Below are 14,112 nucleotides of genomic sequence, written 5' to 3'. Positions count from 1 at the left end.
GTTCCCCGCCCTCGCCGCAGACCGATCCGACACCGATATCCGCGACGTCTTCACCGACACCTGTACCGATATCCGCGAGCGTAAACCGGAAAACAAAATAGTCGGCGATCTCATCGCCCGCACAGCGTCCGGAGAAGCCGCAGCCACACCCGAGGAAGCGCGCGCCATTTACCAGATGATCGAAGTGCTCTGCTGAAATTCCGGTGCGGGCCGAGCCGTCGCCGTCCGCTATCTCGGCGAACACGAGGGAACGGCCTTCGTCGAGCAGAGCCTCGACTCGGGCTCGCTCCTCATCCGCATGCGCCCGCAGCGGTGGTCTAGCCAGGACCACTCGATATAGTGAGAGGTCAGTTCGCCTCGCACAGAGCCTTGGCCTGATCCATCGTCGCGAACGCGGCCTCCGGGCTGCGTCGGCCGAGTCCGCACGCGGCGGCGACATCGACCGGGTGGCCCACCGCCGTTTCGATCGCGGCGAGGATGCGGCGCTGTTCGTCGATGCCGCGCTGCTCGTGCAGGAAACCGGCGACGAAGTGGACGTCGGCGGGCAACCGCAAGCCCGCCAGCGGACGGTAGAAGCTCTCCTCCAGAGTGGCCGGTTCTTCGCCCGCCGCCAGCGGCATATGCACATACTCCAGCGGCCGTCCCGCCGGCCACGACTGCGACAGCGTGTTCGCCAACGTCACGAATGGTTTCAACGACCGCAACCGCGTCAATGCCTTGTGGCCGAGATCGCCCATGCACAAGTGGACCCCGAAACGTGTCCCCTCTGGCGCACGGGCTACCGTCCGGCCGATGCTCGCCGCCACCCGCGGAGCGACGAAACGACCGAACGGCCCGGCCAGGGCAACCAGCATTGTTTCGACGGGCACCTCGATCTGGAACAGCACATCATCGCCCGATTCGTCCCGAATAGCGGTGATATCGCGAATCGTTGCTTCCTGGAACACTTTCCGATTTCGCAAACCTCCCATCGGACCCAGTGCGAACATGGCGAGGTCGAGATCGCTCGGAATACCCACCTGGAACGACACCCCGTCGAGTTCCGGTGTGTCCGCGACCAGCTTGTCGAAGATCTCCCGATTGGTCCGATACCAGCTCGCGTATCCCAGATCCAGGTTGTCGCTCGTCAACTGATGGCCTTTACGCACTCGGTAATTGCGCTGATGCCGGTAGTCGGAGAAGTCGCCGTCCTTGCTGATCTCCAGGTCGGGATGGTTTTCCAAACTCATGATCAATCCGACGATCCAGGACCTGCGTTCGCCGGTTTCGCCGTCGGGTAGAAAACGTAGATGGGGGCCGACCCGCCCGACAGCGGACCGCATCGCTTCGTCGGCGGTCTCGCCCGGCAAGGTACCGATCAACAACGCATGGCGTTCGGTCATCTTCGACTCCGCTTCCTCTTCGCGCGCAACAACTTCCGTATCCAGCGAACAGTTAGCGTAGGCAACGAGGCGTCGGCGTGCACCCCGAATGGAAATACCTCGACCAGATCAATACCGGGTGCAACCACTGCTCGAAGACCGGAAATACGGGTCCCGTTCAGCCACGCTCGACGGAGGCGTCCTCGCCGCTGTCGTTGCCGCCGCACTCGACGGGATCGAGAACGGGCGTCTCGAAGCACTCGCGGACGACATCAGCGTGCAAGCCGAGAGAAGCCCGGCAGAAGAACCCGCACCGTCCCCATCCGCGCCCACGCGATCGGTGTGACACCGAACCGGCGAGTGCCTTCACGAGTGCCGAACAGACAGGTAGGACGCAGGCAGGTTACTGGCACAAATGTGACATTCTTCCTTTTCTGATTGCCGGAAAGAGCACGAACAAAGCCCGGACACCTCCGGGATGCGACGACACAGAAGCCGCCGGACGACACCTGCCCACTCGCCGGAATCGGCAGCCTTCATCGGCCGGAGCACTCTTGCCGACCCTGCTTGCCGGATAGTTGCCACATCCGCGCACCCGCCAGGTTTGAGGCCTCTCTACATGGGTAAACGCTTCTACAGCACCGCAACTCGGCAACTCTCGAAAATCGGCGATCAAGCCGGATACGGGCCCACAACACCACACCGGCGACACCGTGCATCCAAGACGGAAAACCGCATGAGCGGGGAAAATTACCGAATGGTAATACCCGTCCGATTTGCTTTTTCAGGTTTCTTCACACTCATCGACAGCCCGAAGTTACGGGTGCGTATTTATTCGGCTGTGTTAGCGTCGGCGTTTCCGAAACAGGCAATGGACAAGCGGTGGCACGGTGATCGGTATCGACGACTGCCTGGAACGCATCATGGGCATTCCAGGGGCGCGCAGTGTGACGTTGGTGGACAGTGCGAGCGGTTTGGCCATTGCGGCGGCAGGTCGGCACGATACGGTCGACCAGCACGAAGACGCCGCGACCACTACAGATGTGGTGCGGGCGGTGCTGAATTGCCCGGCGCTGGCGACCGGGCCGGATGACGATGATGTGAACGAGATCATCATCTCCGGAACCCACGGATATCATCTGCTTCATCTGGTGAACGGCGACTTCGACGGACGGCTGTTCGTACACGTTCTGTTCGACGACGAATCCGGAAACTTGGCAATGGCGCGTTTCCAGATTCGGGGAATTCTCGGCGAATTCGCCAGGGACGACTATGGCGCCTGATATCGCACAAGAACTACAACGCCTCGCAGCGGAAAGAAGCACCGGAGTACTACGCACCCGCGACGGCGCCTTCCATCTGGCCGACGGCGCGATCGCGGCCGCCGACTGCCGCCGCACACCCGGGTTGGACCGGCTCGCCGTCGAGGCGGGTGTGGCGACCAGCGAGGAATGGCAGCGGGCCGTGGCGGGGGAAACCGGGAGGATGCTGGAACGCCCGCAGTTGGAAGCTTTGGCGTTGCTGTCGGTGTTCGACGCCGCCTACTTCCTGCTGTCGGCGGCCGACGTTCCCGAATTCCAGCCCGGGCCCGCGCATTGGCTCGCCGCGGTCTGCCGAGTCACACCCAGCGCCCTCATCCGCGAATGCGCCCGGCGCGGAGAACCGGAATCGGGACCCTGGCCTGCGGAACTGGTCAGCCGTGTCCCCGTGGTACCGGTCCGCCGCGTCCGGCGCCGCCGGGTAGTGCTCACCGGCGGCCACGCCGAGGTGCTGGCCGCCGCCGATTCCCGGCGCAGCATCACCGAGATCGCGCGTGATCTCGGCCGCACCGCCTACGGCTGTCTGGAAGCGGTCCGGGACCTGACCGCGGCCGGGCTGATCGAACCACCCGCTACGACAGCTGGATCGGCAGCCGCCCGCACCGGCGCCCCGGACGCACCGCTGCTGCATCGCCGCCGACGGCCTGCCGTAGCCATCCCCGCCCCGGACCAGTGGGAGCCGGTCGACCACGACCTGCTCGTCCGCGTACGAGCGGCATTGGAGGAGCTCGCGTGACAGAGCGCAAGAAACTGCTCGGCGAACTGATGGGAAAGTGGACGAAGGTGACGATGCCCGGACCCGATCCGAATGCGGCGGTACTGAACCAGTTGCGGGCACTGCGCGAGCGTGTCCCCGGACTGACCGGCTCACTGGTGGCTTCCAGCGACGGTCTGCTCGTCGCCCATGATCTACCCGCGCATATCGAGCCCTCCGGAATGGCTGCGCTCGCTGCCTCGCAGCTGTCGCTGTCACACCGGCTGGCCACCACAGCGCACGGCGGCGGATTCAACGATGTCGTGGTGCACGGCACCGACGGCTATGTGGTGGTGTATGCGGCGGGCTGGGCATCGCTGACCGTGCTCGCGGCCCCCGAGGTGAATGTCGGACGCCTGCATCTGGAGTCACGCCCAGCCGCCCGCGCAATAGCTCACTATCTGGCTGAATCGGCGAACGACCGCAGAAACAGCTAGCTGGTAACAACCCCAACCGAAAGGAAAGCGATATGTCCGATATGGATCTGGCGCTGAAGGACATGATGTCGATCGACGGCGCCGTCGGTGCCGCCGTTGTCGACTACAACAGCGGTATGGCGCTCGGGGCACTCAGCAGTTCCAATGCGCTGGACCTCCAGGTCGCCGCCGCAGGCAACACCGAGGTGGTGCGCGCCAAAATGCGCACCATCGACCAGCTCGGTATTCAGGAAAACATCGAGGACATCCTCATCACCCTGTCCGGACAGTACCACCTCATCCGGCCGATGACCGGCCGTAAATCCAAGGGTCTGTTCCTCTACCTCGCCCTGGACCGGAACCGGGCGAATCTCGCGCTGGCCCGGCATCGCCTCAAGGGCATCGAAGAGGACCTGGATGTGTGATCGTCCGACGGCAACCCTCGGTATGCAGTGAATACTGCATACCGAGGGTGCTCCGGTTTCTCGTAGAAATAGACGGCGCACAGACGCCCGTCGGCTCAGACGGTATCTACCCGCCGAACGCGTGGTGTCGACGGTGATCATCCGTCCATGACGGGCAACCGCCGCCTTCCTGCCTCCAACTCCACCACCAGCGCGCCATATTTGCGGATCCCGGCGGCGAGCTGAGATCTTTCCGGGCAGCGCAGTCCGCCGAGTGGATACCCTTGAGCGGAGAACGACCTGGTGTACAGCCAGGCCAAATGGCTGAAGATCGAGCCTGCGTTTTCCGGATGGGTCACGGCGGCACTGTGCACGGGCCGAGCGCTGAGCACGTCGCGCGCGTGGCGATCGATGGTGGTCATATGGCTCTCCAGGTCTTTGCAGGCGTTCAGCAACTCCCGGTCTCCGGTGTCCAGGTGCGCGGCCGCGAAGCGCCGGTGGGCATCCACCAGGCCCGCGGCAGCGGCGAGCAGCATGCTGCCGAACCCGGCCGCGTCCCGGTCCGGCCCGGACGCTGCGGAGAACGCCCGCCACAGTTCCTGCCCGGTCGGCAGCCGCCCCAGCCCGTCACAGTTGTCCACCACCAACACTCCCCCTTTGGTTGTTCCGCCGCAGCGGATGTCCTCGGCTCTCCCGCGCGGGGCGTTGACGACCGTGTGCTCCCAGATCACCGCGTAATGTTCAAGACCCCCAGCAGATTGCCGCATCAGCGTAGATCCGGAGTGTCACGGATATCAGAGAAAACGGGAAACATTCCCGGAGCCGGTTTCGGGCGGACGAGTCGGCCGGTAAGCCGGGTTCTGTCCCGGTTCGCACCGGGCGGTCATCCCTCTGGGCACGCAGTTGCCGGTTGCTTCGAGCGGTCCACCCGCGGGCCGGGCCCGAGCAGCCCGCACACCTGCGCAGCCACACCAGCAAATGAGGTGCCGCACGGGCTCTTCCACGAGCTGCCATGGCAGAGCGTCGTCAAGAGTAGATTGTGGATGCCTACCGTATGGGTGGCCGACCGAGTTCACGGTCTTGACCGAAGTCCAGCGCTCACTGCGAAGGACGCGGCCGATAGTTCGGATTTTCGATAAATCCTGCCGGTTCCCCTGGCCGCGGCTCCCGCAGACGCGCGCCGACGATGAATTCGGGTCGTATGCCGCCCGGGAAGGCAACCTCTTTCTGCTGCGTAGTCCATTGTTGCGAATAGAACCGCTGGGCGGCCATTTCCCCGAGATCGATCCCACCCGGAGCATCAATGCTGTATATGTATCGCCTTCGGAACGAAGTTCCCTTGCCGATAATCTCTGCGCGCGTTGTGCTGACGAACCCTGAGGGCGTGCCTGCCTCGTGCTCACCGAGGTGAGAGTCCGAATTCCGTACTTGGAAGCCTTCCGCGAAAATCACTTCCGGGGGCCGGTTGTCGTGGCGGTAGAGCACGTTGACATCGGTACGCCACAGTGCGGGCTGGCCCAGCCCGTGGGTGGAGACATCTATGTCGCGGCGAAACGCTGCTTCGAAAGGATCTTTCGGCCGGCGTCGTGACGTCATCGGCTTGCTCGCGGTAATGGTGGATGCCAGGTCACCATCGGCGCCTGGAGCCACGGTTGCGACGCCGTCCAGATTTCGGCTCACACCGTGAATGTGCCGCGAGAGGAGCGTCGTCACTTCATGTGTCGAGTCGACGAGGCGCGTCAGCACCTCCATCAGTTTCCCTGGGTCCTCGTTACGCAACTCGTACTCACCCCTGCTGGGCCGTCGATCACACCGAGATGGGTGGGCTCTGATGCTATCCGGGTGGACGAAAGCGCAGTGGACTGGCACACCCAAGCACACGGCCTGGAGAGAAAGGTGGACGAGTCGGCCTGTAAGCCGGATCCTGTCCCCGGTTCGCACCGGGTGGCGGCCATCCATCTGGGCACACCGTCGCCGGGTACCTCGAGCGGTCCACCCGCAGGCTCGGGCGAGCAGCCCTCGAACACCTGCGCAGCCGCACCACAGGGTGCGGCCTTCGACCTTGCTCCGGGCGGGGTTTACCGAGCCGCCCCGGTCACCCGGGGCGCTGGTGCGCTCTTACCGCACCGTTTCACCCTTACCGCACGACCGTGAGGCCGTGGGCGGTTTGTTTTCTGTGGCACTGTCCCGCGGGTCGCCCCGGGTTGCCGTTAGCAACCGCCCTGCTCTGTGGAGTCCGGACTTTCCTCGGCACCGGGCGCGGCACCTGTTGGTGCCCGTTCCCGTCGCCGCGGCCGCCCGGCCGACTCGTCCGCCTGCCCACGATACTCGGTACGGTAAACGATCATGGAACGTGTCGAGGTCAGCTTCCCGTCGGGAGGCCAGCAGTGCGCCGCCTGGTTGTACCGCCCGGACGGCGTGCCCAAACCCCGCCCGCTCGTGGTGATGGGACACGGCCTGGGGGCCAACAGAGAAATGGGTTTGGATCGGTATGCGCGGCGGTTCACGGCCGCGGGGATGGGGGTGCTGGTTTTCGACTACCGGCATTTCGGCGCCAGTGACGGTGAACCGCGGCAGATGGTGCATATCGCCCGGCAGCGGGAGGACTGGCACGCCGCGATCGCCTATGCGCGCACCGTCAAAGGGTTCGATGCGACGCGGATCGCGTTGTGGGGCACCTCGTTCGGCGGCGGGCATGTGCTGTCGGTGGCGCCGGACGACAGTTATATCGCCGCCGTTGTCGCGCAGGTTCCGTTCATCAGCGGGTTCTCCTCGGCGCTGGCGAAGGGGCCGGTCAGCTTGACGAAGGTGGCCACCATCGCCGCCACCGATATGCTGCTCGGGCCGATTCGGCGCAAACCGGTTCCGGTGCGATTGGCGGGACGGAAACGGGCAGCGGCGTTGATGAGCGCACCGGATGTGCCGGAGGGTTTCGGCAGGTTGTCCGAGGAGAGCGAAAGTTATCTACCGAAAGTTGCTGCGCGGGTGGCTTTCTCGGCGCTGTTCGATTCGCCGGGCAAGCATGCCAAACAGTTGAAGATGCCGGTGATGTACGCGCTGGCCGACAACGATTCGATCGCACCGGTGAAACGGGCGTTGAAGGCGGCGAAGCACACCAAGCACGCCACGGTGAAACGTTATCCGGCCGGGCATTTCGACCTGTACTTCGACGACATGTTCGAGCAGGCGGTGCGCGACCAGACCGAATTCCTCACCTCGATCCTGCGACCCTGACACAACGGACAACGGGCCGGTATCCTGTGGCAGCAGAGGCTGGCCCTTACCGGTGGCAGGCCGCGACGATGGCCCGGATGCGCCGCGAAGCATCCTCGTGATGACAATCGAACCCCATGGGAAGGGTCTTCCCGGACCCCGATGAGCGGCGCGCGGGTGCGTACCCGCCCCGAGCTGCGCAGACAGCGCCGTCCCCGTGCGCACGGCTGCTGGAATCATCTGATCGTCGCTCCGCTCTGGCCGAAGCACACCGCCAATCTCGGGACCCTGCTGCGCACGTGCGACGCTGTCGGCGCGTGTATGGCGGTGCCTCGGCGCCCATGGGTGCCCGATGCGTTGGCGCAAGGAAACACCTTGCGGCACCGGCAATGTGTGCACTGGGTCGAGGGGCGAGTCGATCGGTGGCTGGACCGGCAGCGATCCGGTGGGTCCGTTGTGGTCGGCGTCGAACTCACCGACGAATCCATCCGGCTCGCCGACCTGCCTGTCGCGCGGCGGCGGACCATCGTGGTGCTCGGGCACGAATCCGACGGGATACCGCCGGAGGGGATGGAGCGCGTGGATGTGGCCGTGGAGATCCCGATGGTGGGGACCGGGCACAGTCTGAACGTTGCGGTGGCCGGTTCGCTTGTCCTCTACAAGCTCGCCGGGTTGTGCTGACAGTTCGGCATCACTGACTCCGCTGGTCATGGCCGAGCCGGGACCGCTGGGGCTACTCGGCCTGATCGGGTGGCTGCTGTGGGTGGCGTGGCTCGTGAGGTATGGCGTCGCACTGCTGCGGGCGCCCGGGGAGCTGCCGGGGGCCGCTCGCGCCGTTGCCGATGAGGCTGTTGAATGAGCTGAGGCACGACCGAAGGAGAGAGGACGTCGAATGGCCGAGAGGATCGCAGTAGTTTCCGGGGCCGCGCGGGGGATCGGGGCGGCGATCGCCACACGCTTGGCAGCCGACGGGCTGCGGGTCGGGGTGCTCGACCTGGACGAGAAAGCGTGCGCGGATACGGTGTCGGCGATCACCGAGGCCGGTGGGCAGGCACTGGCGCTTGGCGCGGATGTGAGCGATGAGGCGTCGGTGGCGGCGGCTGTGGAGCGGCTGGAGCAGGAACTCGGCGCGCCGACGGTGGTGGTCAACAATGCAGGGATCCTACGGGACAACCTGCTGTTCAAGATGAGCGTCGACGACTGGGACGCGGTGATGAACGTGCACCTGCGCGGCGCCTTCCTGCTGACCAGGGCCGTGCAGAAGTACATGGTCGAGCAGAAGTGGGGCCGTATCGTCAATATGTCCAGTACCTCGGCGCAGGGCAACCGCGGGCAGGTCAACTATTCGGCGGCCAAGGCCGGGATGCAGGGATTCACCAAAACGCTGGCGTTCGAACTCGGCAAGTTCGGGGTGACCGCGAACGCTATCGCGCCCGGATTCATCGTCACCGATATGACGGCGGCGACCGCTGCCCGCGTGGGAGTCGGCTTCGAGGAGTTCAAGAAGGCCGCGGCAGCCGAGATCCCGGTGCAGCGGGTCGGGCAACCGGAAGATATCGCGCACACGGCGTCTTTCCTGGTGAGCGAAGGGGCGGGCTTCGTATCGGGGCAGGTCATCTATGTTGCAGGCGGTCCGCGCGGCTGAGCTTTTCTCGGTTTTCCAGCATGTGCTGGCGCATTTCGCCGAACCCGTGGGTCATGACGGCGATACCGCGCGGACTGAGCAGGTCGAACATGTTCTCGCGGACGGCTGCGACATGGCCGGGCCCTGCGGCGGCGAGTTTCGCCGCGCCCGCGTCGGTGAGTTCGGCCCAGGCGCCGCGCTTGTCGGTTTCACAGTCGACGCGGGTGACCCAGCCTGCGGTTTCCAGCCGGGTGATGGCGCGGGTGATGCCGCTGCGGCTGGTGGTGCTGGCATCGGCGAGGTCGCGCATGCGGAGACGGCGCTGGGGGGCTTCGGACAGGAGTACGAGGATTTCGTAGTCGGCGAGGGTGATACCTGCGTCGCGGGCCAATTGTTTGTCGAGTTCCTGGAACAGCAGCCGGGTGGCGTCGAGGTAGGAGCGCCACAGGCGCTGTTCGTCGTCATCGAGCCACCGCGTGTCGTTCATGTATTTCAGGCTAACCGTCTTTGTTGTGTGCGCAACTATATACCCGACTCAGTAGCTGCACTCGCAAGCGTTTTGTCCACGAGCGCGCCGGGTAACCGCAGAGCAGCAGATACGCAGTTGCGGCTGCCGCGCAACGCGCCCATATCAACGTCCAGGCGGCGGCAGCCTGAACACTTCCGCACATCGATCGCCAGGGAGAACACCAGCACCTACTCTCTAAAGTAATTGAGCAAGCAACTACATTGGTTGCGAGACATCCTTCCCGCAACCGCCGACCGGAAAGTTCCACAGCCATGAGCAATACCGAAACCGCACCGGTGGAGCTGCGGTGCCGTCCCGAGGATCTTCCGGTCGGCGATACCCGGCGCCCGCAGGTAGAGGTGATCACATCCCGTGCGGTACCGCTCGGCGGGCCGCGAGCCATGCCGGTGCGCCGCACGCTGCCGCAGCGGAAACGTTCACTGATCGGGGCATGGTGTTTCATCGACCATTACGGACCCGACGATGTTTCCGTCACCGGTGGGATGGATGTCGCCCCGCATCCGCACACCGGTTTGCAGACGTTGAGCTGGTTGTTCTCCGGCGAGATCGAACATCGTGACAGTCACGGCGTGCACGCGATGGTGCGGCCCGGGGAGATGAACCTGATGACCGGTGGGCACGGGATCGCTCACTCGGAGGTATCCACCCCGGAGACGACGATCCTGCACGGTGTGCAGCTGTGGCTGGCACTGCCCGACACCGCCCGCGACGCGCCCCGCGACTTCCAGCATTACGTTCCTGAAGTACATCCGGCCGCCCCAGGCGCCGACGTGCTCGCCCGGGTGTTCCTCGGCACCCTCGCCGGCCAGACGTCACCGGTGACCACGTTCAGCCCACTACTCGGCGCAGAGCTCGTGCTGGGCCCGCACGCCACGATCGACCTCGATGTCGACACCGATTTCGAGCACGGGGTGCTCGTCGACACCGGCACCGTCACGCTGTTCGACACTGCGCTCGACCGCGCCGAACTCGGCTATATCGGTACAGGTGTCCCCTGTTTGTCCCTGACCAACCGCACCGGCGACACCGCTCGCGTGCTCCTGCTCGGCGGCACCCCGTTCGGCGAGGAGATCGTCATGTGGTGGAACTTCGTCGGCCGCAGCCATGAGGAGATCGCCGAATACCGCACAGCATGGGAACGCGAATCCGATCGGTTCGGCCGGGTCGACGGCTATCAGGGGAAAATCGCTCGCCTACCTGCCCCCGCCCTACCGAATGCACGTATCCAGCCGCGCCGCAATCCCCCGACCAGCAATTGATCTCAGGACGAACACCATGGGACTCGCCGCCGGAGCGGGTTGACGAAGACACAGGCCGTCCCGGGCATCAGCGGACTGCCTAGGGCGTCGGCGGGCCGATGGTGCCGTTTCGGGTCGGTCCCCGTGAGCCTGTCAGGAAACACCTCTGCCTGCTCTTAAGGTTGCGCCATGTCCGAGGGCGCAACCGAGCGGGGAGGACGAGCCAGGACCCGAGGCAGATCAGGCTGGGCGGCGCGAGCGCGACGGCGCTGGGCCGAGTTCCGGCGGTCACCGTACCTGCCTGCCACCGTCCTGGTGTTCATCCTGGCCATCGCCGCCGGGCTGTTCGCCGGGTCCTACACCTACGTGATGGCGAATCCCACACCACACCGAATTCCCGTCGCCGTGGTGGACTCGGATAGGCCGGTCAGCGGCGAAGGCGCCGTTTTCCTGGCCGATATGAACAGGGCGCTGGACGAAACGCTCGAGATCGTCCAGTTCGACACCATGACGGCGGCGCGAGACGCTGTGGAGGCACAGCGGGTGTTCGCGATTCTGGAGATCGAACAGCCGGATGCCGTGGCCGTCAACGTGTCGGGAGCGTCCGGATCATCGGTGGCCGAGGTACTGACGAACGCAGCCCAATCCGCAGGTGCGCAGACCGGACTGGCGGTCACGGTCACCGATATGAATCCACTGCAAACGGGCGACCCCCGCGGGCTGGCGATCTTCTACATCGCGCTGGCGGCGGTGATCATCGGATTCGTCGGGGCGATTCAGCTCAAAGTACACGCTCAGCAACTCGGGCCTCCCCAGCGGATCGCCTTCACCGGCGCTTACGCGCTGCTCGGCGGTTTCGTGATCGTGGCCGTGGTCGACTGGTGGTTGGGCGCCCTCGATCTCCCGGTCGTCACATCGTGGCTGATCTTGGCACTGACCATGTTCACCGCGGGCATGATCTTCACCATGTTCGACGCGCTCTTCGCCCGGTGGGCGATGATTCCGACCTGGGGATTGATGGTGCTCGTCGGCAATCCGTCGTCCGGTGGTGCGGTGCCATGGCCGCTGCTGCCGTCGGCGCTGGCACAGATCGGGCGCTGGCTGCCGCCGGGGGCGTCGGTCAACGCCCAGCACACTGCCGTGTACTTCCGCGGTCACCAGCATGCGTTGCCGTTCCTCGTCCTGGCCGCGTGGGCTCTGCTGGCGTGCACGGTGTTCTGGATCAGCCAGGACCGGCAGGCGGGCCACGGTCGAAACACCTAGCGTCGCGCGACAGAGCGGATGCGGTCGGAAAATCTGCTGCACCTGAACCACCTGTTTCCCGGTCGAGATGCGCCGACGGCCCGAGCGGGTTATGCCTTTGCGTTCAGCATCTTTCGTGACCACGATGCGGGTATGGCTATACGGCAGATCGGACAGGACGAATGGGAAACCGCGCGCACGGTTCGGCTCGACGCACTCGCCGGCTCCCCACCGGGTACTTTCGCCGCCACTCACGCCGAAGCCTCGACATGGGATGAACAGCAGTGGCGGCAGTGGACCGAGCGGCGCGCCCTGTTCATCGCCGAACGCGACGGCGCACCGGTTGGATCGGCGGGCGGGATCGTCACCGAGGGAAAAGCCGAACTCGTCTCGATGTGGACGGCTCCGGTAGTGCGCGGGACGGGTGTTTCCGACCGCCTGGTCCGCGCGGTCGCTGCCTGGGCGCTCGTCGGTGGGTACCCGGAATTGCGGCTCTGGTTTGTCGAGGGTAACGAGCACGCCGAAAAGCTCTACCGCAGAAACGGGTTTGTCCGCACGGGACGAGAGCGCCCGTACGCTGCGGACGACCCCCGGCCTGAGCACGAGATGATGCTGCTACTGGCCGTCACCGACCGGTGAACAACGGGTGATGCGATCGCCTCGGGAAGCGACTGCCAGCAGGTTCCCCCAGGGGCCTTGCTCGCGCGTCACCGCCGAGGTCTCCACACGCACCTGTAGTCGGCAGTGCCGCTCAACGCCTCGGTAGCGGGTTCGCCCCACGCCCACCGCGGTGCTTCGGAAACCACTACCCCCTTCTATCCCCGCACTTGCAGAAATACACTGCCGTTCGTGACGAATCTGCGGATCAGTGAGGCGGCTACTCTGCTCGGGGTCAGTGATGACACCGTGCGGCGGTGGGTGGATCAGGGGCGGCTGCCTTCGGTTCGGCTGGACAGCGGGCGGCAAGGAGTGCGGGGGCGGGATCTGGCCGAGTTCGCGCAGGCGATGGCGGCGGCGCCGGAGGCGGGAGCGACAGTGGCGGCGTCGGCGCGCAACCGGATGCGAGGAATCGTGACACGGGTGGTGAAGGACACCGTGATGGCGCAGGTGGAGATGCAGGCGGGACCGTTCCGGCTGGTGTCGCTGGTGAGCCGGGAATCGGTGGACGAGTTGGGGCTCGAGGTGGGCAGTGTGGCGGTCGCGTCGGTGAAATCGACGCATGTCGTGGTCGAGGTACCGCAGCGGTGACGGCTGTATTTCGGGCCCTGATGGTGCTCGTCGCGCTGGCGCTGACCGGGTGCGTGGCCGTGGACACCAGCGGCGACTCCGGTGAGGTCAGCGGGCGGATCACGGTGTTCGCCGCCGCCTCGCTCACCGAGACGTTCACCGAACTCGGTGCACGGTTCGAAGCCGAACACCCGGGCGTGGAGGTGGTGTTCAGCTTCGGCGGCAGTTCCACGCTGGCTCAGCAGATCCGGCAAGGCGCACCCGCGGACGTGTTCGCCTCCGCAGCGCCGAAGAATATGCAGCAGGTCGTCGACTCCGGTGATGTCACAGCGACACCGGTGACGTTCGCGCGCAACCGGCTCGAGATCGCGGTGCCGGCGGGGAACCCGGGTGGTGTCACCGGGCTCGCCGACTTCGGGAAACCCGAACCGAGGATCGCGATATGCGCCGAGCAGGTGCCGTGCGGGGCCGCCGCGCAGCAGGTTTTCGAGGCTGCCGGTGTCACACCGCAACCCGACACCACCGAGCAGGATGTCAAGGCCGCCCTGACGAAGGTGACGCTCAGTGAAGTCGATGCCGCGCTGGTGTACCGCAGCGACGTGCGCGCGGCAGGGAACGCGGTCGAGGGGATCGGTTTTCCCGAATCGAGCCGCGTCGCCAACGAGTACCTGATCGCGCCGCTGGCCGAGGCACCGAACCCGGCTGTGGCCGCGCTGTTCGCCGACTTCACCGGTTCCTCGGCAGCCCGGCCGGTCTTCGTCGATGCCGGATTCGACACACCGTGA

General features: G+C 65.4%; 18 protein-coding genes and 1 other RNA gene. 13 read left to right on the top strand and 6 right to left on the bottom strand.

The genetic code is table 11. The annotated features are described in order from the left end of the window. Both B0T44_RS26275 and B0T44_RS03560 read right to left on the bottom strand, forming a co-directional pair. Positions 1–244 (bottom strand): hypothetical protein (locus B0T44_RS26275; protein ID WP_139795312.1); only part of this gene is annotated, 244 nt, incomplete at its 3' end. 103 nt (positions 245–347) lie between these two features. Beyond that, a complete protein-coding gene (locus tag B0T44_RS03560) occupies positions 348–1,382 on the bottom strand; it encodes a hypothetical protein (RefSeq protein WP_077116583.1) in 1,035 nt (344 codons plus the stop codon). Positions 1,383–2,251: 869 nt separating this feature from the next. On the opposite strand from B0T44_RS03560, the gene B0T44_RS03550 reads away from it, so the two are divergent. The 4 genes from B0T44_RS03550 to B0T44_RS03535 are packed head-to-tail and all read left to right on the top strand — an operon-like array spanning position 2,252 to position 4,275. Continuing rightward, positions 2,252–2,644 carry a hypothetical protein gene (locus B0T44_RS03550; RefSeq protein WP_077116581.1) on the top strand — a complete coding sequence of 131 codons (393 nt, stop codon included), beginning with the start codon at positions 2,252–2,254 and terminating at the stop codon, positions 2,642–2,644. Beyond that, on the top strand, positions 2,634–3,416 hold the full coding sequence (locus tag B0T44_RS03545) for a hypothetical protein (protein WP_077116580.1): 783 nt from the start codon (positions 2,634–2,636) through the stop codon (positions 3,414–3,416). Before B0T44_RS03550 ends, B0T44_RS03545 begins: the two co-directional genes overlap by 11 nt. After that, on the top strand, positions 3,413–3,871 hold the full coding sequence (locus B0T44_RS03540) for a roadblock/LC7 domain-containing protein (protein WP_245839083.1): 459 nt from the start codon (positions 3,413–3,415) through the stop codon (positions 3,869–3,871). Before B0T44_RS03545 ends, B0T44_RS03540 begins: the two co-directional genes overlap by 4 nt. Positions 3,872–3,903: 32 nt before the next feature. Beyond that, positions 3,904–4,275: a hypothetical protein gene (locus B0T44_RS03535; protein WP_077116579.1), complete on the top strand. Its 372-nt coding sequence runs from the start codon at positions 3,904–3,906 to the stop codon at positions 4,273–4,275. 137 nt (positions 4,276–4,412) lie between these two features. Here the strand turns inward: B0T44_RS03535 and B0T44_RS03530 are convergent, their stop codons facing one another. The 3 genes from B0T44_RS03530 to rnpB form a co-directional block, all read right to left on the bottom strand. Then, on the bottom strand, positions 4,413–4,985 hold the full coding sequence (locus B0T44_RS03530; RefSeq protein WP_077116578.1) for a hypothetical protein: 573 nt from the start codon (positions 4,983–4,985) through the stop codon (positions 4,413–4,415). Positions 4,986–5,352: 367 nt separating this feature from the next. Next, positions 5,353–6,006, bottom strand: coding sequence for a scabin-related ADP-ribosyltransferase (locus B0T44_RS03525; RefSeq protein WP_077116577.1), 654 nt, complete (start codon positions 6,004–6,006; stop codon positions 5,353–5,355). 145 nt (positions 6,007–6,151) lie between these two features. Next, positions 6,152–6,564: RNase P RNA component class A (gene rnpB, locus B0T44_RS03520), an RNA gene on the bottom strand. A 36-nt stretch (positions 6,565–6,600) separates the two neighbouring features. Between rnpB and B0T44_RS03515 the strand changes: the two genes are divergently transcribed. The 4 genes from B0T44_RS03515 to fabG all read left to right on the top strand — a co-directional run bounded on the left by B0T44_RS03515 (position 6,601) and on the right by fabG (position 9,112). After that, positions 6,601–7,488: an alpha/beta hydrolase gene (locus B0T44_RS03515; protein WP_077116576.1), complete on the top strand. Its 888-nt coding sequence runs from the start codon at positions 6,601–6,603 to the stop codon at positions 7,486–7,488. A gap of 141 nt (positions 7,489–7,629) precedes the next feature. Continuing rightward, positions 7,630–8,148, top strand: coding sequence for a TrmH family RNA methyltransferase (locus tag B0T44_RS03510; RefSeq protein ID WP_077116575.1), 519 nt, complete (start codon positions 7,630–7,632; stop codon positions 8,146–8,148). Between the two features lie 28 nt (positions 8,149–8,176). After that, the gene (locus tag B0T44_RS03505) at positions 8,177–8,326 is read left to right on the top strand and encodes a hypothetical protein (RefSeq protein WP_175647995.1); all 150 of its coding nucleotides are present in this window, start codon (positions 8,177–8,179) and stop codon (positions 8,324–8,326) included. A gap of 33 nt (positions 8,327–8,359) precedes the next feature. Next, positions 8,360–9,112 (top strand): 3-oxoacyl-ACP reductase FabG, encoded by a 753-nt coding sequence (gene fabG / locus B0T44_RS03500; protein ID WP_077116573.1) that lies wholly within the window; start codon positions 8,360–8,362, stop codon positions 9,110–9,112. Here fabG and B0T44_RS03495 read toward each other — a convergent pair. Beyond that, positions 9,081–9,578, bottom strand: coding sequence for a MarR family winged helix-turn-helix transcriptional regulator (locus B0T44_RS03495; RefSeq protein WP_077116572.1), 498 nt, complete (start codon positions 9,576–9,578; stop codon positions 9,081–9,083). The genes fabG and B0T44_RS03495 overlap by 32 nt on opposite strands. A gap of 293 nt (positions 9,579–9,871) precedes the next feature. On the opposite strand from B0T44_RS03495, the gene B0T44_RS03490 reads away from it, so the two are divergent. From B0T44_RS03490 to modA, 5 genes are all read left to right on the top strand, one after another. Continuing rightward, complete coding sequence (locus B0T44_RS03490) at positions 9,872–10,879, top strand: pirin family protein (RefSeq protein WP_077116571.1); 1,008 nt, start codon at positions 9,872–9,874, stop codon at positions 10,877–10,879. A 168-nt stretch (positions 10,880–11,047) separates the two neighbouring features. Beyond that, positions 11,048–12,121, top strand: a complete 1,074-nt coding sequence (locus B0T44_RS03485) for a YhgE/Pip domain-containing protein (protein ID WP_077116570.1) — start codon at positions 11,048–11,050, stop codon at positions 12,119–12,121. A gap of 132 nt (positions 12,122–12,253) precedes the next feature. Continuing rightward, positions 12,254–12,739, top strand: a complete 486-nt coding sequence (locus B0T44_RS03480) for a GNAT family N-acetyltransferase (RefSeq protein ID WP_175647999.1) — start codon at positions 12,254–12,256, stop codon at positions 12,737–12,739. Positions 12,740–12,949: 210 nt separating this feature from the next. Next, on the top strand, positions 12,950–13,348 hold the full coding sequence (locus tag B0T44_RS03475; protein WP_077116568.1) for a TOBE domain-containing protein: 399 nt from the start codon (positions 12,950–12,952) through the stop codon (positions 13,346–13,348). After that, entirely contained in the window at positions 13,345–14,112 is a 768-nt protein-coding gene (modA, locus tag B0T44_RS03470; protein ID WP_245839081.1) for a molybdate ABC transporter substrate-binding protein, read from the top strand. Before B0T44_RS03475 ends, modA begins: the two co-directional genes overlap by 4 nt.

This window comes from Nocardia donostiensis, from assembly GCF_002081715.1.
GTDB classification, from domain to species: Bacteria; Actinomycetota; Actinomycetes; order Mycobacteriales; family Mycobacteriaceae; genus Nocardia; species Nocardia donostiensis.
This window is presented reverse-complemented; position numbering and strand designations above follow the sequence as displayed.